Source organism: Methylobacterium sp. J-067, assembly GCF_022829465.1.
Taxonomy (GTDB): domain Bacteria; phylum Pseudomonadota; class Alphaproteobacteria; order Rhizobiales; family Beijerinckiaceae; genus Methylobacterium; species Methylobacterium litchii.
In genome coordinates this window covers 277,801-296,453 of the sequence record NZ_JAKSXZ010000092.1, presented here as the reverse complement: position 1 = coordinate 296,453, position 18,653 = coordinate 277,801, and the positions used below count along the sequence as shown (strand labels likewise).

General features: G+C 70.1%; 21 protein-coding genes. 10 read left to right on the top strand and 11 right to left on the bottom strand.

Annotated elements, in window-relative coordinates; all coding sequences use genetic code 11:
* Window positions 1-45: 45 nt before the first annotated feature.
* The 4 genes from MKK52_RS10495 to MKK52_RS10480 form a co-directional block, all read right to left on the bottom strand.
* On the bottom strand, window positions 46-1,107 hold the full coding sequence (locus MKK52_RS10495) for an MBL fold metallo-hydrolase (protein ID WP_243953721.1): 1,062 nt from the start codon (window positions 1,105-1,107) through the stop codon (window positions 46-48).
* 53 nt (window positions 1,108-1,160) lie between these two features.
* A complete protein-coding gene (locus MKK52_RS10490; RefSeq protein WP_243953720.1) occupies window positions 1,161-1,400 on the bottom strand; it encodes a DUF6894 family protein in 240 nt (79 codons plus the stop codon).
* An 88-nt stretch (window positions 1,401-1,488) separates the two neighbouring features.
* Window positions 1,489-2,514 (bottom strand): aromatic ring-hydroxylating oxygenase subunit alpha, encoded by a 1,026-nt coding sequence (locus tag MKK52_RS10485; protein WP_243953795.1) that lies wholly within the window; start codon window positions 2,512-2,514, stop codon window positions 1,489-1,491.
* Between the two features lie 410 nt (window positions 2,515-2,924).
* Window positions 2,925-3,434, bottom strand: coding sequence for an ATPase (locus MKK52_RS10480; protein WP_243953719.1), 510 nt, complete (start codon window positions 3,432-3,434; stop codon window positions 2,925-2,927).
* Between the two features lie 303 nt (window positions 3,435-3,737).
* Here MKK52_RS10480 and MKK52_RS10475 point away from each other — a divergent pair, with 303 nt between their 5' ends.
* From MKK52_RS10475 to rimM, 5 genes are read left to right on the top strand one after another with little or no spacing between them, the layout of a single operon-like run.
* On the top strand, window positions 3,738-3,956 hold the full coding sequence (locus MKK52_RS10475) for a glutathione S-transferase (RefSeq protein ID WP_243953718.1): 219 nt from the start codon (window positions 3,738-3,740) through the stop codon (window positions 3,954-3,956).
* Between the two features lie 10 nt (window positions 3,957-3,966).
* Window positions 3,967-5,535: a signal recognition particle protein gene (gene ffh / locus MKK52_RS10470; protein ID WP_243953717.1), complete on the top strand. Its 1,569-nt coding sequence runs from the start codon at window positions 3,967-3,969 to the stop codon at window positions 5,533-5,535.
* Window positions 5,532-5,861, top strand: a complete 330-nt coding sequence (locus MKK52_RS10465; RefSeq protein ID WP_243953716.1) for a chorismate mutase — start codon at window positions 5,532-5,534, stop codon at window positions 5,859-5,861. Before ffh ends, MKK52_RS10465 begins: the two co-directional genes overlap by 4 nt.
* A gap of 9 nt (window positions 5,862-5,870) precedes the next feature.
* Window positions 5,871-6,233: a 30S ribosomal protein S16 gene (gene rpsP, locus MKK52_RS10460; RefSeq protein ID WP_243930607.1), complete on the top strand. Its 363-nt coding sequence runs from the start codon at window positions 5,871-5,873 to the stop codon at window positions 6,231-6,233.
* Between the two features lie 11 nt (window positions 6,234-6,244).
* Window positions 6,245-6,922 (top strand): ribosome maturation factor RimM, encoded by a 678-nt coding sequence (gene rimM / locus MKK52_RS10455; RefSeq protein WP_243953715.1) that lies wholly within the window; start codon window positions 6,245-6,247, stop codon window positions 6,920-6,922.
* A gap of 364 nt (window positions 6,923-7,286) precedes the next feature.
* On the opposite strand, the gene MKK52_RS10450 is transcribed toward rimM, so the two are convergent.
* Complete coding sequence (locus tag MKK52_RS10450; protein ID WP_243953714.1) at window positions 7,287-8,006, bottom strand: class I SAM-dependent methyltransferase; 720 nt, start codon at window positions 8,004-8,006, stop codon at window positions 7,287-7,289.
* A gap of 75 nt (window positions 8,007-8,081) precedes the next feature.
* Here MKK52_RS10450 and trmD point away from each other — a divergent pair, with 75 nt between their 5' ends.
* Complete coding sequence (gene trmD, locus MKK52_RS10445; protein WP_243953713.1) at window positions 8,082-8,789, top strand: tRNA (guanosine(37)-N1)-methyltransferase TrmD; 708 nt, start codon at window positions 8,082-8,084, stop codon at window positions 8,787-8,789.
* Window positions 8,790-8,795: 6 nt separating this feature from the next.
* On the opposite strand, the gene MKK52_RS10440 is transcribed toward trmD, so the two are convergent.
* A complete protein-coding gene (locus tag MKK52_RS10440) occupies window positions 8,796-8,975 on the bottom strand; it encodes a hypothetical protein (RefSeq protein WP_243953712.1) in 180 nt (59 codons plus the stop codon).
* A gap of 188 nt (window positions 8,976-9,163) precedes the next feature.
* Here MKK52_RS10440 and MKK52_RS10435 point away from each other — a divergent pair, with 188 nt between their 5' ends.
* Entirely contained in the window at window positions 9,164-10,333 is a 1,170-nt protein-coding gene (locus MKK52_RS10435; protein ID WP_243953711.1) for a phosphoserine transaminase, read from the top strand.
* Between the two features lie 99 nt (window positions 10,334-10,432).
* A complete protein-coding gene (gene serA / locus MKK52_RS10430; RefSeq protein WP_243953710.1) occupies window positions 10,433-12,040 on the top strand; it encodes a phosphoglycerate dehydrogenase in 1,608 nt (535 codons plus the stop codon).
* Window positions 12,041-12,114: 74 nt separating this feature from the next.
* On the opposite strand, the gene MKK52_RS10425 is transcribed toward serA, so the two are convergent.
* The 3 genes from MKK52_RS10425 to tesB form a co-directional block, all read right to left on the bottom strand.
* Entirely contained in the window at window positions 12,115-13,614 is a 1,500-nt protein-coding gene (locus MKK52_RS10425; protein ID WP_243953709.1) for an ammonium transporter, read from the bottom strand.
* Window positions 13,615-13,711: 97 nt separating this feature from the next.
* On the bottom strand, window positions 13,712-14,050 hold the full coding sequence (locus tag MKK52_RS10420) for a P-II family nitrogen regulator (RefSeq protein ID WP_238248428.1): 339 nt from the start codon (window positions 14,048-14,050) through the stop codon (window positions 13,712-13,714).
* A 298-nt stretch (window positions 14,051-14,348) separates the two neighbouring features.
* Entirely contained in the window at window positions 14,349-15,236 is an 888-nt protein-coding gene (gene tesB / locus MKK52_RS10415; protein WP_243953708.1) for an acyl-CoA thioesterase II, read from the bottom strand.
* A gap of 110 nt (window positions 15,237-15,346) precedes the next feature.
* Here tesB and MKK52_RS10410 point away from each other — a divergent pair, with 110 nt between their 5' ends.
* Window positions 15,347-16,609, top strand: coding sequence for an FAD-dependent monooxygenase (locus MKK52_RS10410; RefSeq protein WP_243953794.1), 1,263 nt, complete (start codon window positions 15,347-15,349; stop codon window positions 16,607-16,609).
* 9 nt (window positions 16,610-16,618) lie between these two features.
* Here MKK52_RS10410 and ppa read toward each other — a convergent pair whose 3' ends face one another.
* Both ppa and MKK52_RS10400 read right to left on the bottom strand, forming a co-directional pair.
* Entirely contained in the window at window positions 16,619-17,152 is a 534-nt protein-coding gene (gene ppa, locus MKK52_RS10405) for an inorganic diphosphatase (RefSeq protein WP_243953707.1), read from the bottom strand.
* A gap of 105 nt (window positions 17,153-17,257) precedes the next feature.
* On the bottom strand, window positions 17,258-17,764 hold the full coding sequence (locus MKK52_RS10400) for a GNAT family N-acetyltransferase (protein WP_243953706.1): 507 nt from the start codon (window positions 17,762-17,764) through the stop codon (window positions 17,258-17,260).
* A 160-nt stretch (window positions 17,765-17,924) separates the two neighbouring features.
* Here MKK52_RS10400 and MKK52_RS10395 point away from each other — a divergent pair, with 160 nt between their 5' ends.
* On the top strand, window positions 17,925-18,650 hold the full coding sequence (locus MKK52_RS10395; RefSeq protein ID WP_243953705.1) for a tyrosine-protein phosphatase: 726 nt from the start codon (window positions 17,925-17,927) through the stop codon (window positions 18,648-18,650).
* Window positions 18,651-18,653: the final 3 nt, after the last annotated feature.

Below are 18,653 nucleotides of genomic sequence, written 5' to 3'. Positions count from 1 at the left end.
GTCCGGTATCTTGCATACATCGTGCCGTATGCTTGGCCGGACGGCTTAGCCCTGCCAAACCTGGCCGGGCCGCAGGGCGAGGAAGGTTTCCGGCGCCATGCCGGCGGCGGCGAGGGCGGCGGCGAGGTCTTCCGCCGGGCGCTCGACGCCCTCGTCGGTCAGTTGGAACGTGCCCCAATGGTGCCCGAGCGCCTGCTCCGCGCCGAGGATGCGGGCGATCTCCACCGCCTCGGCGGGATCGACATGCTGCGGCCCCATGAACCAGCGCGGCTCGTAGGCGCCGATGGGCAGTGTGGCGAGGCGCGGCGTCCCGAAACGCATGCGCACCGCCTGGAAGATCGACCCGTCGCCGAGCCCGGTATCGCCGACATGGTAGTGGAAACCCTGCGGCGACAGGATCGCGAAGGCGCACCACAGGGCCATGCGGCGGTCGTTGATCCCCCGCGCCGACCAATGGTTGGCGGGCGTCAGGTGGATGGACAGCCCGTCGCCGAGATCGACCGACTCGCCCCAGTCGCGGGTCTCGACATGCATCGTGTCGTCGTAGCCGCGCAGGATCGCGTCGTTGCCGAGGGGCGCCACCATGAGCGGCTGATGCGCCTGCCAGATCCGCGCGAGGTTCGGCCCGTCGAGATGGTCGTAGTGGTTGTGGGTGATCAGCACCGCATCGATGGGCGGCAAGTCGGCCAGGGCGATGCCCGGCGGGTTCACCCGCTTCGGCCCGGCGAAGCGCACGGGGCTCGCCCGCTTGGCGAAGACCGGATCGATCAGGATGTTACGGCCGGCGACCTGCACGAGGTAGCTCGCATGGCCGATGAGCACGACGCGCAGGCCGTCCACCCGCTCCGGCGGCCGGTCGGCCGGGAACGGGCTCGGGACGCTCTTCGGCCAGGGCGTGCGGCGGCGCTGGGCCTGCCAGCGGGCGACGTCCTTCAGGCCACGGTCGGTGTCGACCCCCGGCAGGAAGAAGCGCTTCCCGTCGAAATGGTCCGAGACCGGCCCGGAATAATAGGGGTTCGCGTTGCGGCGGTGGGCGGCATAGCCGACGCCGCCGAGGGTCATGACCGTGGCCGCGCTCGCGACCGTCAGCAGGCTGCGCCGTTTCATGCTTCAGGAGATGGCCGCCGCGCCGCGCCGGTCAAGCGCGACGCGATAGCGGATCAGCCCTCGATGATCTCCGTCGCCAGGGAGAGACGCACCCGGTAGACCACCTTGCCCACGGCATCGCGGACGCCCGCCACGTAATCCTGGCGCTCCACGTCGGGGAGCATGTCGCGGGCGATGGCCGACATGATGCGGACCACCTTGGCCCGGGCCGCCGGCAGGTCGGGCAGGTCGAAGCCGACCTCGTCCTTGATGGGCTGAATGCCGTCGTGCAGATCGATGTAATAGCGGGGCATTGGGCAACGTGTCTCGGGGCGACGAACCGTGCGCGAGACTACGTAAATCATGGTTAACAGGAGCTTTCCGCGCGCGGAATCCGGCGGCTCATGAGCGCCAGCGCAGCTCCCGCCGCTCCAGCGGATTGACGAAGGGACGCCCGGCGAGGCCCGATTCGAGCGCCTCCCGCTTCAGCCGGAAATACCATTGCGAGGGCAGGTCGCCCTGGCCGAACAGGACCATGGTCGGCTTGCGGTCGAGCCCCTTCTGCGCATCCTGCAGCACCCGCTGATCCTGGCCGAGGAACTGGCGCATCAGCGGCCGGGCGACGGGCTTCAGCAGGTTGAGCGCCGGCATGCTCCAATAGAGCGCGTTGGTCAGCATGGTCCGGTGGGGCGAGAGCGGCGTGGCGTAGGTGTAGTTCGCCACCCGGCGCGTGCCCGCGCGGATCCGCTCTAGCCGCACGCCCGGCAGGCGGAACTCGATCTCCACATCCGGCACGCCGCCGAGCAGCTTGTAGACCGGCGAACTCGTCGTGGTGGCGTGGCTCGCCATGGTGAAGCCGTGCATCACCGGCTCGAAGATCTTCACCTTCTCGCGCAGCTGCTTCGAGGGGCGGAACCACCACGTATCGTGGACGAAGGCGACATGGCCCGGATCCACGAGGCTGAGCACCGTGAGGTCAAAGGAGGCCTCGACCTCCAACTCCACCACGAGGCTGCCCGCCGGCTCGAAATCGAGGGAGGGCAGTTCGGGCGGCTCGCCGAGGGCCGGGCCGAGATGCGGGTTCACCCAGAGGAAGCCCGCGCTCTCGCGGATCGGGAAGGGCTGCACCCGGATGCGGGAGAAGTCGGCGGCGTCGTGCTCGGACAGGGTCGGCACGTCGCGGCATCCGCCATCCGTGCCGAAGCGCCAGCCGTGGAACGGGCACATCAGCGTTTGCCCGTCGAAGGGCCCCTTGGACAGGGCCATGCCCCGGTGCGGGCAGCGGTCGCGCAGGGCGAAGAGCGCCCCGTCCTTGTCGCGCCCGACCACCATCTGCTCGCCGTTCAGGGCGACGGCGCGCACGCGCCCGCCCCCAACGCTGTCGGCCCGGCCGACGCAGTACCATGCGCTCGGCAGCGGCTGGCGCATCGCATCCGGATCGAGGGCGGCCTCGTCGGCGGCGCGGGGTGGAGGAACCTGGACGTTCACGGGCGGGATCGCGGTGAAGGGATCGGAAGGTCTTGCGGCCTCCGGGCCGTCTTACTCCCTTCCGCATCCCCGGCGAAAGCGAGGGCTAAGCGACGCAGCCTCCCACCCTTCACAAGCCGGCTTTGGCCGCCTAACTTCCTCCTTCCCGCAACTAACGAAAGGAGGTGATCCAGTGTCTCATTGTCATCAGCCGACCGTCTCGGCTTCCCGGACCTGGACCTTCGCCTCCGGCGCGTCGCATTAAGCGCGTCTGAGCCTCGAATTCGGACCAGTTCCGCCGGACTGTCGGTTCGGCAATGGAAGGGCCATCCTGGAAACGGGGTGGCCCTTCGCTGTTTCAGGCCCTTGCGTCAGGCCTTGACCGACTGGAACAGCGGCTTGGCCAGGGCCTCGGCCCGCGCCCGCCACAGGTCCCGGTCCTCGCGAAAGCCATCCCGCTCGGCCGTCAGGGCGTCCCGCTCCGCGCGGAAGGCGGCGTACTCGGCCTGGACGGCCTCCTGCTCGGCCCGCAACTCCTCCAGCGAGGCCATCTCCTGCGCGATATGCTCGCGCAACTCGCGGATCTGCGCGGCCAGCGCGCTCTGAAGGGCGTCCTGCCGGTCGTGCTCGACCTGCAGCTTCGCCTTCAGCATCAGGTTCTCCGCCATCAGTTCGGAGATGTCGGCATCCTCAGCCTGCTCGGGGGGCGTCGGCGAGGTGAGGCGCGGCCCGCCGGGGCTGTTGTCGGCCGCCGGTGCCTGGAGCGGGCCGTTCGCGTCGGCCTCGTAGCGCTGCAGGGCGCTGAGCCAATCCCGCAGCGGAGTCGGAGCCGCCTGGTTGTCGTCCTCGTAGGCCGGAAACGCGCGGGCGGGTTCAGACATCGGCATGCGTCCTGGGAATCATTCCCCTTCACCCAAGCCGAACATGCTTAACGGGTGGTAAAGGGACGCAGGCCCCCTGCCGCCCCTCACCGCTGTGCGAGAGAGCGAGGGTGAGGGAAAAATTGACTTTTCCCCGTTCGGTCGCTACGCCCCGCGCTCCCGATCCTGAGATGATCGCGTCACGACCCGCCGACCGGCCCGCGAGGCCGGAGGTCAACGCCCGACAGCGCGTCCGCGCCCTCGGGCGCGATGGGCGTTGGGCGAACTCCCGAAGGCGGGCCGGGTGGCGGAGGCTTGCACCGCATGGTGGCCGAGAGACACGTGCTGAAGATCGAGGACGCGGTGAACGACGCCTGCCCGTGGTCGGGCAAGCCGATTTCGGCCGACTCGCTGACGCTCTACAACGGCGCCGTCGTGGGCTTCTGCAACCCCGAATGCCGGGACAAGTTCGCCCGCGCGATTCAGAGCTTCGAGGCGTCGCTGCAGGCCCGCCGGGTCTCGCGTGCCGGGCTCGAGCAGTAGCGGGCCGGGCATGTTCGAGGGACTTTCCGACCGCCTTTCCGGCATCCTCTCCGGCCTCACCCGCCGGGGCGCGCTGACCGAGGCCGACGTCACCGCCGCCATGCGCGAGGTGCGCCGGGCCCTGCTGGAGGCCGACGTCGCCCTGGAAGTGGTGCGCGGCTTCACCGACCGGGTCCGCGACAAGGCCGTCGGCGCCACGGTGCTGAAGTCGGTCACGCCGGGCCAGATGGTGGTCAAGCTCGTCAACGACGAGCTGGTCGCCATGCTCGGCACCGATGCCGAGGTGATCAGCCTGAACGCCCCCGCCCCGGTGCCGATCCTGATGGTCGGCCTCCAGGGCTCGGGCAAGACCACCACCACCGCCAAGATCGCCCGCCGCCTCAGCGAGCGCGAGCGCCGCAAGGTGCTGCTCGCCTCCCTCGACACGCGCCGCCCGGCCGCCATGGAGCAGCTGGCGGTGCTGGCGAAGCAGGTGGGCGTCGAGAGCCTGCCCATCGTCGCCGGCCAGTCGGCGGTGCAGATCGCCCGCCGGGCGATGGAGGCCGCGCGCCTGGGCGGCTTCGACGTGGTGATGCTCGACACCGCCGGCCGCACCACGGTCGACGAGGCGCTGATGGTCGAGGCCGCCGAGGTGAAGGCGGCCACGAACCCGCACGAGGTGCTCCTCGTCGCCGACGCCCTGACCGGCCAGGATGCGGTGAACACCGCCCGCGCCTTCGACGAGCGGCTCGGCGTCACTGGCATCGTGCTGACCCGGATGGACGGCGATTCGCGCGGTGGCGCGGCGCTCTCAATGCGCGCCGTCACCGGCAAGCCGATCAAGCTCGTCGGCACGGGCGAGAAGGTCGATGCGCTGGAGGAGTTCCACCCGGCGCGGGTGGCCAACCGCATCCTCGGCATGGGCGACATCGTCTCGCTGGTCGAGAAGGCCGCCGAGACCATCGACCACGAGCAGGCGCTCCGCACCGCGGAGAAGATGCGCAAGGGCAAGTTCGACCTTGAGGACCTGTCCATGCAGCTCGCGCAGATGGAGCGCATGGGCGGCATCGGCGGCCTGATGGGGATGCTGCCCGGCATGGGGCAGATCAAGAAGCAGGTCGAGGGCGCCAACCTCGACGAGAAAATGTTCAAGCGCCAGCGGGCGATCATCTCCTCGATGACCCCGCAGGAGCGCAAGAATCCCGACCTCCTCAAGAATTCCCGCAAGAAGCGCATCGCGGCGGGCTCGGGGGTGGACGTCTCGGAGATCAACAAGCTCCTGAAGATGCACCGGACCATGGCCGACATGATGAAGGCGATGGGCTCGGGCAAGCGCGGCATCGGCCAGGCGCTGGGCTCGATGTTCGGGCTCGGCGGCGGTGGCGGCGGAATGCCGGGGGGCATGCCCGGCTTGCCGCCGGGGATGCCGGAGCCGACGCCGGAGCAGATCGCCGCCCTGGAGAAGCAATTCGGGGGCAAGCTGCCGCCGATGCCGCCGGGCCTCGGAGGCGGCGGAATGCCGAAGTTGCCGGGCCTGCCGGGCCTCGGGGGGCCGAAGCTCCCCGGCCTCGGCGGCCTGCCGTTCGGGAAGAAGAAATGACGATCCTTTCCGCTCAAGGCATCGATCCCGAGCTGGCGCGCCTGCGCGACAGCATCGACAATTTCGATGCCGCCCTGATCCATCTGCTCGCCGAGCGATTCCGCTGCACCCAGCGGGTCGGCGAGTTGAAGGCCCGCAAGGGGATCCCCCCTTCCGATCCGGACCGGGAGGCCCGTCAGGTCGCCCGGCTCCGCAAACTCGCGGTCGACGCCAAGCTCGACCCCGATTTCGCCGAGAAGTTTCTGGCGTTCGTCGTCAAGGAAGTCATCCGGCACCACCAGACGATCGCGGCCGAGCACGGCGCCACGGTCGACAACCAGAACTAGGAACACACCATGTCGCTCAAGATCCGTCTCACCCGCGGCGGCGCCAAGAAGCGCCCCTACTACCGCATCGTCGTCGCCGACGCCCGCTCGCCGCGCGATGGCCGCTTCATCGACAAGGTCGGCGCCTACGACCCGATGAAGGCCAAGGACGATCCGGCCCGCATCGTGCTCGACAACGAGAAGATCCAGAGCTGGCTCGCCAAGGGCGCGCAGCCGACCGACCGCGTCCTGCGCTTCCTCGACGCCGCCGGCCTCGCCAAGCGTCCGGCCCGCAACAACCCGCAGAAGGCCGAGCCGGGCGAGAAGTCCAAGGAGCGGGCCGCCAAGCGCGCCGAGAAGGCCGCCGCCCCCGCCGAAGACGCCGCCGCGTAAGGCACGCCCTGGTGACGCGCCGCCCCGCTGGTCCCCATTCCCGCGACGGCGCTCGCCGCGCCCGACCTCCGGCCCTCGCGCCGGAGGTCGCGACTTCGGCCAAGCCCCCCGCTCCGAAGCCGCCGCCGGCCGCCGTCGATCCGGATCTCGTCCTGATGGGCGAATTCGGGCGGGCGCACGGCCTCAACGGCGAGGTGCGGCTGAAGTCGTACACGGCCGCGCCGCTCGACATCGCCAGCTACGGCCCGCTCACGACCGCCGACGGGCGGGCGCTGGCCCTCGCCGAGGTCCGCCCCGCCCCCGGCGCCTCGGCCGACATGCTGATCGCCCGCGTCCAGGGTGTCTCCGGCCGCACCGCCGCCGAGGCCCTGAACCGCCTCGCGATCTACGTCCCCCGCGCCCGCCTCGGCACGCCGGATGACAACGACGAGGTGTTCACCACCGACCTGATCGGCGCCAGCGCCGTCGATGCCACGGGGACCGTCGTCGCGATGGTGGTCGCGGTGCCGAATTACGGCGGCGGCGATCTCCTGGAACTGCGCCCAGCCGCAGGCGGGGCGACGGCGCTCCTGCCCTTCACCAAGGCGTTCGTGCCCGATCTCGACGTGCCAGCAAAGCGGATCACCGTCGCGCTGCCCGAGGATTTTTTCGAGGCGCCGGGGCCGAAACCCGCCGACGATCCGGGCTGAACCGCTCGAACGGGGCGATTGAAATTCAGGGCCTGGGGATTTATCCTCAGGATGGAGCCGGGGAAAGCGCTACCTCGCCTCGGCTCCTTTGCTCTCCGCTAGATGAGCTTGAATGCCAGCGTGATGGTCACAGACCACGCGCTGGCATTTTTACTCACGGTGACGGTGAGGATCGGTATCCCGAGCACACGAATCACCTCCTCTCCGATCGATCTCCTCACCCAGGCGGGGGCGACGGCCGATCAGCTCCGCCGCAAGCCCCGTAGCGGGGGCCTTCGGATCGGAGAGGCGCCTCAAGCGTGGCCGTTATCACCTCCGGCGTGGCGGTGCTCAAGCAACGGTGCGTTGATTCGTACGGCCGCGCTTATCGCGCCGTCGCCCCGTCCCGACACGGACGGATCGCATCCGGCTTCGGCCTCGCCTCCGGCGCGGGGGCCTCGAACACCGCGAGGTAGGTGCCGTCCGGCATCGGGTGGAAGCCGGTCTCGCGGTAGCCCACCGCCGCCAACTCGCAGCGCAGGAGAGCGGGCGGCGTGCCGTGGCGGGAGGGGATGTCGTCCGCATCGAGGATGCCGACGCGGCCGCCCGGCCGCATCGCGGGGGCGAGGTTGTAGAGCAGGCCGAAGGGCTGCGTGATCTCGTGGTACATGTGGACCAGCACCACCGCGTCGACGGAGGCCGGCGGCAGGCGCGGGTCGTGCGGCTCGCCCTTCACGACCGTGACGTTCCCAAGCCCCTTCACCCGCCGCTCCAGGCTGACGAGGTAGGACGGCGTCACATCCTCCGCGAGGACCTTGCCCGACGGCCCGACGCGGGGGCTCAGCCGCACAACGTAGTAGCCGCTGCCCGCCCCGATATCGGCCACCGTCTCGCCGGGGGCGATCCGCATGGCCTTGGCGACCTGCTCGAACTCGCCCGCCTTGTCGCGCTGGGCCTCGGCCGTCCATTGCGGCGCGACGATCTCGGCGACGGGGCGATCCGGCTTCGGAAAGACCCCGGCCGGGGCGCCCGGAGGCGCCAGCGGTTGAGCAGCCCAGGCCGGGACGGTGAGGGCGAGGGAGAGAAGGAGCGAAAGGCGCAGCATGTTCGACAACCGCCGAGGGCCCCCGCCGGTGCCGGCCGCGTTGACCGTGCCGCACCGGACGCGCGATGGAGCGACATGACACGCGCGGACATGCCCTGGCGGGCCACGATCCTCACCCTCTACCCGGAGATGTTCCCCGGCCCCCTCGGCGTGTCGCTCTCCGGCGATGCGCTCACGCGGGGCGAGTGGAGCCTGGAGGCGCGCAACATCCGCGAGCATGGGCTTGGCCGTCACCGGAACGTGGACGACACGCCTTCCGGCGGCGGAGCGGGCATGGTCCTGCGCTGCGACGTGCTCGCCGCCGCCATCGATGCCGCCGCGCCGCAGGAGGATCCGAGACCGCGCCTGCTCATGTCCCCCCGGGGCCGCCCGTTGCGGCAGGAGCGGGTGCGCGAACTCGCGGCGGGGCCGGGTGTGGTGGTGGTCTGCGGCCGGTTCGAAGGGGTAGACGAGCGGGTGATCGCGGGACGCGGCCTCGAAGAGGTGTCGATCGGCGATTACGTGCTCTCGGGCGGTGAGATCGCGGCGATCACCCTGCTCGATGCCTGCGTGCGCCTGCTGCCCGGCGTCATGGGCAAGGTGGAGTCGGGCGTGGAGGAAAGCTTCGAGGGCGGGCTCCTCGAATACCCGCATTACACCCGCCCGCGGGAATGGGAGGGCCGCACCATCCCGGACATCCTGAACGGCGGCAACCACGGCGCCATCGCCCAATGGCGGCGGGCGGAGGCCGAGCGAATCACCGCCGAGCGGCGGCCCGACCTGCTGACGGGGAAGAAGCCCTGAACGCCCTCAGGCGGGCTTGAGATCGAGGACCGGCCCGTCCGCCTCGACGAGGAGGGGATCGAATTCGAGCACTTGCACCTGCGGACGCTCCATCAGGTCGCCCTTCCGGCTGCGCGGCAGCATGGCAATCACGACGGCGAACAGAACCGTAAAGGCCGCGACGATCGCGGCATCTTCATAGGACATCGGCGCACCCGGAACACAACGCGGTACGCCGTCCAGGCTAATCGGCCGATCTTAATCGCCCGTTCCGCGACCCGGATCGTCATCGTCCCGGCGCGGATCGGGCTTGCAACCGGCCAGGTTTGGGCGCATCCGCGTCGGCGGGACACTCCTCCCCAACGAGGAGCGCCCATCTGCAAGGATGGATCATCATGAGTGCTCGACCCACCACGCGCCCGCGCGTGAACCACTTCTCGTCCGGTCCCTGCGCCAAGCGCCCCGGCTGGACCCCGCAAGCCCTCGCCGACGCCGCCCTCGGCCGCTCGCACCGCTCCCCCCTCGGCAAGGCCAAGCTCGGGCAGGCGATCGACCTGACCCGCGAGATCCTGCAAGTGCCGGCCGATTACCGGATCGGCATCGTCCCGGCCTCCGATACCGGCGCCGTCGAGATGGCGATGTGGACCCTGCTGGGCTGCCGCCCGGTGACGGTCGCCGCCTGGGAGGCCTTCGGTAAGGAGTGGGTCACTGACGCGCTCAAGCAGCTCAAGATCGAGCCGGTGATCCACCAGACGCCCTATGGCGTGCTGCCGGACCTCGCCTCCATCGACACGAAGACCCATGACGTCGTCTTCACCTGGAACGGCACCGCTGCCGGGGTGAAGGTGCCGGACGGCGCGTGGATCGCCGCCGACCGCGAGGGGCTGACGATCTGCGACGCCACCTCGGCCGCGTTCGCGCAAGACCTGCCGTGGGACAAGCTCGATGTCGTCACCTTCTCCTGGCAGAAGGTGATGGGCGGCGAGGCCGCGCACGGGATGCTGATCCTCTCGCCCCGCGCCGTGGCGCGGCTGGAGAGCCACACCCCGTCCTGGCCGCTGCCGAAGGTGTTCCGCCTCACCAAGGGCGGCAAGCTGATCGAGGGCATCTTTAAGGGCGACACGATCAACACGCCCTCCATGCTCGCGGTCGAGGATTACCTCGATACGCTGAACTGGGCGAAGGGCCTCGGCGGCCTGCCGGCTCTCCACGCCCGGGCCGACGCCAACGCGGCGGCGATCTATGCCTGGGTCGACCGCACCCCGTGGGTGGCGCCGCTCGCCGTCGATCCGGCGACGCACTCCAACACGGGCGTCTGCCTCGTGATCGCCGACCCGGATGTGCTGGCCAAGGGCGACGAGGCTGTGGCCGCGCTGGCCAAGGGCATCGCCTCCCGGCTGGAGAAGGAGGGCGTGGCCCTCGACATCGCGGCCTATCGCGATGCCCCCGCCGGCCTGCGGATCTGGTGCGGCGCCACCGTGGAGACCGCCGATGTCGAGGCGCTGCTCCCGTGGCTCGATTGGGCCTTTGCGCAGGAGAAGGCGGCCCTCACCCAGGCCGCCTGAGGCACCACGCCTCCTCCCGTTTCGTGCATCCCTCCCCGGTGACGGGGAGGGACGGTGCCCTCTTGCCTGACGCCGCCCTGCGGCGCCGGAGGCCCCCCCATGCCCGCACAGACTCCTCAGCAGAAACGCGTCCTCGTCTCGGACGCCCTCTCCGAAGCGGCGATCCGCATCTTCCGGGATCGCGGCATCGCAGTCGATTTCCGCCCCGATCTCGGCAAGGACCGTGACGCGCTGATCCGCGAGATCGGCGCCTATGACGGCCTCGCCATCCGCTCGACCACCAAGGTCACGCCCAAGGTGCTGGAGGCCGCGACACGGCTGAAGGTCATCGGCCGGGCCGGCATCGGCGTCGATAACGTCGATGTCGCCGCCGCGACGGCCAAGGGCGTGATCGTGATGAACACGCCCCACGGCAACGCGATCACCACCGCCGAGCACGCCATCGCGATGATGTTCGCGCTGGCCCGCCAGATCCCGCAGGCCGACGCCTCGACGCAGGCCGGGAAGTGGGAGAAGAACCGCTTCCTCGGCATCGAACTCACCGCCAAGACGCTGGGCGTCGTCGGCTGCGGCAACATCGGCGCCATCGTCGCGGAGCGCGGCATCGGCCTGAGGATGAAGGTGATCGCCTACGATCCGTTCCTCTCGGCGGAACGGGCGGTGGCGCTCGGGGTCGAGAAGGTCGAACTGGACGACCTCCTCGCCCGCGCCGACGTGATCACCCTGCACGTCCCCCTCACCGAGAAGACGCGCAACATCCTCTCGGCCGAGGCTCTGGCGCGGACGAAGCCCGGCGTGCGCATCGTCAACTGCGCCCGCGGCGGCCTGCTGGACGAGGAGGCCCTGCGCGCGGCCCTGGATTCCGGCCATGTGGCGGGGGCGGCGCTCGACGTGTTCGCCGTCGAGCCGGCGCTAGAGAATCCGCTCTTCGGGCATCCGAACGTGATCTGCACGCCGCATCTCGGCGCCTCGACGGCGGAGGCGCAAGAGAACGTGGCGCTGCAGGTGGCGGAGCAGATCTCGGCCTACCTTACGGACGGGGCCATCGCCAATGCAGTAAACTTTCCCGCCATCACCGCCGACGAAGCGCCGCGCCTGCGGCCCTTCGTGGAACTGGCCGAGAAACTCGGCTCGTTCCTCGGGCAGCTCACCGAGGCGCCCGTCACCGGCATCCGCGTGATCTACGAGGGGGCTGTCGCGGAGACGAACACCCGCGCGCTCACGGCGGCGGCGGTCACGGGGGTGCTGCGCGCCTTCCGCTCCGACGTGAACATGATCTCGGCCCCGACACTCGCCCACGAGCACGGGATCGTGGTGGACGAGGTCCGCCGGGGCGGCGCTCACAGCACCTTCGAATCGGTGGTGCGGATCACCGTCGAAGCGCAGGACATGCCCCGCGACGCGGCGGGTACGGTCTTCCAGGACGGCAAGCCGCGGGTGATCGAGATTCGCGGCATCGCCATGGATGCGGGCTTCGCGCCGCACATGCTGTTCGTGCGCAACGACGACAAGCCGGGGTTCATCGGGCGCTTCGGCAGCCTGCTCGGGGAGGCCGGCATCAACGTCGCGACCTTCAACCTCGGCCGCGAGCGCGAGGGCGGCGACGCCATCGCCTTCGTCGCCGTGGACGGGCCGGTGACGGAGGACGTGCTGACGCAGATCGCAGACATCCCGCAGGTGAAGCGGGTGCGGGCTTTGCGGTTCTAGAAGGTCCCGGCGTCGAGAGACAAAAAAGGCCCCGGCTCGCGAGAGCCGGGGCCTTTGTCGTCAGAGCCTGAGGCTCAGTAGTTGTAGGCGCGCTCGCCGTGATCGGCGATGTCGAGGCCCTCGCGCTCCTCTTCCTGCGTGACGCGCAGGCCGATCGTCAGGTCGACGAGCTTGTAGAGGATGGCAGACCCGATGCCGGACCAGAGCAGGGTCAGGCCGACGGCCTCCGCCTGCACGATGACCTGGCTCATCATGTCGTAGGCACCGACCACCATCTCGCCCGGCTTGGTGCTGTAGTCGGGGATGCCGACGCCGCCGAGGTTCGGATCGACCAGGATGCCCGTCGCGAGGGCGCCGAGGATGCCGCCGACGCAGTGGACGCCGAAGACGTCCAGCGAGTCGTCGTAGCCGATGGCGTTCTTCACGGTCGAGCACATGATGAAGCAGACCACGCCGGCGACGAGGCCGAGCACGATCGAGCCCATCGGGCCGGCGAAGCCGGAGGCCGGGGTGACGGCCACGAGGCCGGCGATGGCACCCGAGACCATGCCGAGCAGCGACGGCTTGCCCTTGATCGCCCACTCGGCGAACAGCCACGCCACCGCCGCGCCGCAGGTGGCGACGAAGGTGTTGAGCATGGCGAGCGCGGTGGTGCCGTTGGACTCGAGGTTCGAGCCGGCGTTGAAGCCGAACCAGCCGACCCACAGGAGCGAGGCGCCGATCATGGTCATGGTCAGCGAGTGCGGGGCCAGCAGGTCACGGCCGTAGCCGATGCGCTTGCCGAGCATCAGGCAGCCCACGAAGCCAGCGATGCCCGCGTTGATGTGCACCACGGTGCCGCCGGCGAAGTCGAGGGCGCCCTTCTGGAAGAGGAAGCCCGCATCCTTGTTGACGGCGTCGAGGGCGGCCTGGGCGCTGGCCTTGGAGGCGTCGTCCGTCGCGGCGGCGAGCGCCTTGGCGGCGTTTCCGACCGCATCCGGGCCGGCCCAATACCAGACCATGTGGGCCATCGGGAAGTAGATCAGCGTGACCCAGAGGATCATGAACACGACCAGCGCCGAGAACTTCATCCGCTCGGCGAAGGCGCCGACGATGAGGGCCGGGGTGATCATCGCGAACGTCATCTGGAAGCAGATGTAGACGTATTCGGGGATGACGACGCCGTTCGAGAAGGTCGCCACCGTGGAGTTCGGGTCGACGCCCTTCAGGAAGGCCTTCGAGAAGCCGCCGATGAAGTCGTTGATGCCGCCGCCGTTGGTGAAGGCGAGGCTGTAGCCGTAGAACACCCAGAGCAGGCCGACGATCGCCACGATGGCGAAGACCTGGGTGAGGACCGAGAGCATGTTCTTGGTGCGCACGAGGCCACCGTAGAACAGGGCAAGGCCGGGCACGCTCATCATCAGCACGAGGGCCGACGAGACCAGCATCCAGGCGGTGTCGCCCTTGTTCGGGATCGGGGACGGGGGCGGAGACGCGGCCTCAGGCGTAGGCGTCTGCGCGAGCGAGGGCTCGATCAGGAAGAGGGCGAGCGCCGCCCCTCCCAAGCCGAGCGTGAGGGCAGTACGGAGTTTCATGGGCACGAGGCTCCCGGTCGCGGTCGCGGTATGGAAGATCGGAAAAGGGGATGGGGGTCGAACGGGCGCTGCCGGCGGGCCGGCGCAGCCCCTTCGCTCAGAGGGCGTCGGCGTCGGTCTCGCCGGTCCGGATGCGCACCGCCTTCTCAAGCGGCATCACGAAGATCTTGCCGTCGCCGATCTGGCCGGTGCGGGCGGCACCTGCGATGGCATCGACGACGCTGGAGGTCAGATCACTGGCGACCGCCACCTCGATCTTGAGCTTCGGCAGGAAGCTCACGGCGTATTCGGCGCCGCGATAGATCTCGGTATGGCCCTTCTGACGGCCGTAACCCTTCACTTCGGTCACCGTCAGGCCGTGCACGCCGATGCCGGTGAGGGCGTCGCGCACCTCCTCCAGCTTGAACGGCTTGATGATGGCCATCACGATCTTCATGGGTGGCACCCCCTTGATGCGTCTTGGGATCCGTTGCCGCTGCCGGACCGGCGCGGCACCCCGGTCCGGGTGGTCCACATGGCCGGAATGGCCTGCGGTTGTGCGACACCATTCAAGGACTGTGCCAGCCAAGCTCGGCCGTAGGAACCCGCCGTTCGGAGAGGCCTGCCCGCAAATTAGCCGTGCGATTGCCCGCCAAATGCGCAGCATCCGCCTATTGCTGCACGCCGATGAGGCAGATTGGGCAAGGAACGTCCGAGGCGACGCGAAAGGCGCCCCACACGTCGGCGGGAACGGTTTAATCCAGGCGTGGGCGGATCAGCCCTTCCTGCGCGACGGAGGCCACCAGCACGCCGTCACGGTCGAAGATCTGCCCCCGCGCGAAGCCGCGCGCGCCCGCGGCGGCCGGGCTGTCCTGCGCGTAGAGGAGCCAGCCATCCGCCTTCACCGGCCCGTGGAACCACAGGGCGTGGTCCAGGCTCGCCGCCTGGACCTGCGGATCGAACACCGAGCGCCCGTGCGGGATCAGCGACACGTCGAGCAGCGTCATGTCGGAGGCGTAGGCCAGCACCGCCCGGTGCAGGGCGGGATCGTCCGGCAGGGCGGCGGCGGCACGCAGCCACACGTTGAAAATCGGTTCGCGCGGCTCGCCGCCGCGATAGCGCCGCAGGTCGACCGGGCGCAGCTCGATGGGCCGGGGCCGGGCGAAATACGCGGCGATGGCCTCCGGCAGGGCGAGCCCCGCCTCGGCGGCGATCTCCCGCCCGCCGGGCAGGCCCTCCGGCCCCGCCACCGGGGGCATCGTCGGAAGATGGGTGAAGCCGTCCTCCACGATCTGGAACGAGACCGTCGTGGCGAAGATCGCCCGCCCGTTCTGGATCGCCTTCACCCGGCGGGTGGTGAAGCTCTGGCCGTCGCGCAGGCGCTCGACCTCGTAGACGATGGGAATCCTCGGATCGCCCGGCAGCAGGAAATAGGCGTGCAGCGAGTGGACCGGCCGGTCCTCCGGCACGGTGCGGGTCGCCGCGACGAGGGCCTGGGCCACCACCTGACCGCCGAAGACCCGCCGCCAGCCGGTCTTCGGGTTCTGCCCCCGGAACAGGTCGGTCTCCAGCCGCTCCAGGTCGAGGATGGCGATCAGTTCGGCGACCGCCTCGGTCATCGCATCGGTGTCGGCGTCGGACATTCGGGTGGGATCCGCTGGGCCGGGGTTTCCGTTCCGGTTTCGGATGCGACATAGGCTGACGCACAGGTGCGGTCCATGCGCCGCCTTCACGGAAACGGAGACTTGCGATGATGGCGAGCGCACTCGCTTCCGCCCGGGATGGCGCCCGGCCCGGCAGCCGCACGGTGCTGATCGCCGGAGGCGGCCTCCCCGGGCTGACCCTCGCCCTGGCGCTCAAGCGGGAGAACGGGGCGGCGATGGTCGTCGGCGTGCTCGATCCCGGCGGCGCCGCGCCGGAGCGCCATCGCGGACGGGCCTACGCCGTCGCGGCGGGCGGGCGGCGGATGCTGACCCGGCTCGGCATCTGGGAGGCGATCACCGACGCGGCCGAGCCGATCACCCGCATGGAGATCAGCGACAGCCGCGTGGCCGACCCGGTGCGGCCGGTCTTCCTCAGCTTCGGCGACGCCCCGCGCGAGGCCGGCGAGCCCTTCGCCCACATGGTCGAGGCCGAACCCCTCGGCGCGGCCCTGCGTGAGGCCTGCCTGCGCGAGGGCGTCGTGATCGCGGAGGCGGCGGTGACGCGCGCCGCCTGCGCGGGCAGCCGAATGCGCGCCGACCTCTCCACGGGCGACACCGTCGAGGCCGACCTCCTCGTCGCCGCGGACGGCGCCCGCTCGCGCCTGCGCGAGGCCGCCCGGATCGGTTGGGTCGGCTGGTCCTATCCGCAGGTGGGCATCGTCGCGACCATCGCCCATGCGCGTCCGCACGAGGGCCGGGCCTTCGAGCATTTCCTGCCCTCCGGCCCCTTCGCGATCCTGCCGCTGCGCGATGGCGGGGCGCTCGGGCACCGCTCGTCGATCGTCTGGACGGAGCGCGCGGAGGATGCGCCCGCGCTCCTCTCCGGCGCGCCGGACGAGGTGCTCGGGGAGATCGCCCGCCGCTTCACCCTCGACCTGGGGGAGATCGCCCTGGAACAGGGGCCGCACAGCTATCCACTGTCCGTCGGCCTCGCGCGGGCGTTCCATGCGGAACGGCTGGCGCTGCTCGGCGACGCGGCCCACGTCATCCACCCCATCGCCGGCCAGGGACTCAACCTCGGCCTCGCCGACGCCGCCGCCCTCGCGGAGGGCATCGGCGACGCGATGCGCCTCGGGCTCGATCCGGGCAGCCCGGACGTGCTGCGGGGCTACGAACGCGCCCGCCGTTTCGATTCGCTGGCGATGGCGGCGGCCACGGACGGGCTGAACCGCCTGTTCTCGAACGATGCCCTGCCGCTCCGGCTCGCCCGCGACCTCGGCCTGGGCCTCGTGAACCGGCTGCCGGGGCTGAAGGGCTTCTTCATCCGCGAGGCGGCGCAGCAACGCGAGAGTGTGCCGCGCCTGATGCGGTGAGGACGAGGCTCAGGCCTTGGACTTCGCCCGCTCCAGACCCTCGGCGATGAGGCGGTGCGCCTCCTCCTTGTCGCCCCAGCGGACGAACTTCACCCACTTGCCGGGCTCCAGATCCTTGTAGTGCTCGAAGAAGTGCTGGATCTGGTGGATCGTGATCTCCGGCAGGTCGGTGTAGTTCTCGACCCGGTCGTAGCGCTTGGTCAGATGGCGCGAGGGCACGGCGATGATCTTCTCGTCCTCGCCGCCCTCGTCCTGCATCACCATCACGCCCACGGGGCGGGCGCTCATGATCGCGCCGGGGATGATGGCGCGGGTGTTGGCGATCAGCACGTCGCACGGGTCGCCGTCGCCGGACAGGGTGTGCGGGATGAAGCCGTAGTTCCCGGGGTAGAACATCGGGGTGTAGAGGAACCGGTCCACGACCAGCGCGCCGGATTCCTTGTCCATCTCGTACTTGATCGGCTCTCCGCCGAGCGGCACCTCGATGATGACGTTGACGTCATGCGGCGGATTCTTGCCGATCGAGATCGCGTCGATATTCATGGGGGGTCGCTCCCTGAGGCGGACATGGCCGCGCTGGGGGTCTCATAGACACGCGCGCGGCCGGTGCAAATCGCCGAGGCGCCACGAAGCGGGAAAACCGTTCGTTTAGCTGAAGATGTAGCCGACCTTGGGCAGCGTTATGCCTGCGACGCGATCCGGCACGAGCGGCCCGCGCTGGCCACCCATACTTTCGTAGAAGGCGCCCGCGCGAATATTGTCCTCGAGCGTCCAGACGCCGAGCCGGCCGAGCCCATGATCGGCGAGGTCGTTGCGGATCGCGCGGAAGAGCCGCCGTCCGAGGCCGATCCCCTGGTATTCGGGCAGGAGATAGAGTTCATCCACCTCGCCGTCGGTACCCAGCGCCCGGCTGCGGGCCCGCCCGTAGGCGGCGTAGCCCACGATCCTGTCGCCGGTCTCGACCAGCGCGATGGGCCGCCCCCGGCCGAGGGCCGACCGCCACCACGGCCGCCCCCGCGCCGCGATCATCTTTTCCAGGGCGATGCCGGGGATGATCCCGCGATAGGCCTCGCGCCACGCCGCATCGAACACCGTCGACAAGCCGCCGATATCGGCCTCCCTGGCCCGGCGGATGCTCGTGGTGCGCGTGCTCATCGGCTCGGCCTCCCGTCCGTTCTCGGTTAACAACCTCCGGACCCGTCGCAGGTTCGATGCCGATCCAGGCGGAGTGAAGGCAAGATCGGCGCCGTTTTGCGCACCGATTGCCCCTCCCCCGGCCGGCTGGTACAGGCGGCTTTCGCCTTCCGGACCCATCGTGCTCAAACGTTTTCTCAAGCCCGAGACGCGCTACGCCCGCCGCATGGCCCGCATCGCCCGCTTCGAGCGGCCGATCGGCGGCCCGGGCAGCCGGCTCATGGCCTGGGCGAACATGCTGCTCGTGGACCACGGCGTGTTCCGCCTCGCCTATCTCAACCGCCACCGGGTCGGCCGGGGGCAGGTGTGGCGCTCGGCCCAGCCGGGCCCGCACCAGCTCGCCCGATTCCGCGCGGAGGGCGTTCGGACGGTGATCTCCCTACGCGGCGGACGCGAGCACGGCTCCTGGCCGCTGCAGCGCGAGGCCTGCGAGCGCCACGGCCTGACCCTGGTGGAGTTCGTGCTGCGCTCCCGCGAAGCCCCGGACCGGGAGACGATCCTGGCGGCGCAACGCTTCTTCGCGGGGATCGAGTACCCGGCGGTGATGCACTGCAAGTCGGGCGCCGACCGGGCGGGGCTCGCGGCGGCGCTCTACCTGATCCTGCACGAGGGGCGCCCCGTGGCCGAGGCCGCGCGCCAGCTCTCGGCCCGCTACGGCCATTTCCGCTTCGCCAAGACCGGCATCCTCGACGCCTTCTTCGCCCGCTACCTCACCGAGGGCGAGCCGCAGGGCCTCGACTTCCTCACCTGGGTCGAGACCGTCTACGACCCGGAGGCGTTGAAGCGCGACTTCCGGCCGGGCTTCTGGTCCGACGTGGTCGTGGACCGGGTGATCCGGCGGGAGTAGCCC

Bases quoted from the DNA above. Each gene is read 5' to 3' on its own strand.
- ppa (WP_243953707.1), bottom strand. From the start codon at position 17,152: ATGAATATCGACGCGATCTCGATCGGCAAGAATCCGCCGCATGACGTC.
- tesB (WP_243953708.1), bottom strand. From the start codon at position 15,236: ATGTCCGACGCCGACACCGATGCGATGACCGAGGCGGTCGCCGAACTG.
- MKK52_RS10465 (WP_243953716.1), top strand. From the start codon at position 5,532: ATGACGATCCTTTCCGCTCAAGGCATCGATCCCGAGCTGGCGCGCCTG.
- ffh (WP_243953717.1), top strand. From the start codon at position 3,967: ATGTTCGAGGGACTTTCCGACCGCCTTTCCGGCATCCTCTCCGGCCTC.
- MKK52_RS10490 (WP_243953720.1), bottom strand. From the start codon at position 1,400: ATGCCCCGCTATTACATCGATCTGCACGACGGCATTCAGCCCATCAAG.
- MKK52_RS10475 (WP_243953718.1), top strand. From the start codon at position 3,738: ATGGTGGCCGAGAGACACGTGCTGAAGATCGAGGACGCGGTGAACGAC.
- trmD (WP_243953713.1), top strand. From the start codon at position 8,082: ATGACACGCGCGGACATGCCCTGGCGGGCCACGATCCTCACCCTCTAC.
- MKK52_RS10485 (WP_243953795.1), bottom strand. From the start codon at position 2,514: ATGCGCCAGCCGCTGCCGAGCGCATGGTACTGCGTCGGCCGGGCCGAC.
- MKK52_RS10400 (WP_243953706.1), bottom strand. From the start codon at position 17,764: ATGAGCACGCGCACCACGAGCATCCGCCGGGCCAGGGAGGCCGATATC.
- MKK52_RS10450 (WP_243953714.1), bottom strand. From the start codon at position 8,006: ATGCTGCGCCTTTCGCTCCTTCTCTCCCTCGCCCTCACCGTCCCGGCC.
- MKK52_RS10435 (WP_243953711.1), top strand. From the start codon at position 9,164: ATGAGTGCTCGACCCACCACGCGCCCGCGCGTGAACCACTTCTCGTCC.
- MKK52_RS10480 (WP_243953719.1), bottom strand. From the start codon at position 3,434: ATGTCTGAACCCGCCCGCGCGTTTCCGGCCTACGAGGACGACAACCAG.
- MKK52_RS10425 (WP_243953709.1), bottom strand. From the start codon at position 13,614: ATGAAACTCCGTACTGCCCTCACGCTCGGCTTGGGAGGGGCGGCGCTC.
- MKK52_RS10420 (WP_238248428.1), bottom strand. From the start codon at position 14,050: ATGAAGATCGTGATGGCCATCATCAAGCCGTTCAAGCTGGAGGAGGTG.
- rpsP (WP_243930607.1), top strand. From the start codon at position 5,871: ATGTCGCTCAAGATCCGTCTCACCCGCGGCGGCGCCAAGAAGCGCCCC.
- MKK52_RS10495 (WP_243953721.1), bottom strand. From the start codon at position 1,107: ATGAAACGGCGCAGCCTGCTGACGGTCGCGAGCGCGGCCACGGTCATG.
- MKK52_RS10410 (WP_243953794.1), top strand. From the start codon at position 15,347: ATGGCGAGCGCACTCGCTTCCGCCCGGGATGGCGCCCGGCCCGGCAGC.
- MKK52_RS10440 (WP_243953712.1), bottom strand. From the start codon at position 8,975: ATGTCCTATGAAGATGCCGCGATCGTCGCGGCCTTTACGGTTCTGTTC.
- serA (WP_243953710.1), top strand. From the start codon at position 10,433: ATGCCCGCACAGACTCCTCAGCAGAAACGCGTCCTCGTCTCGGACGCC.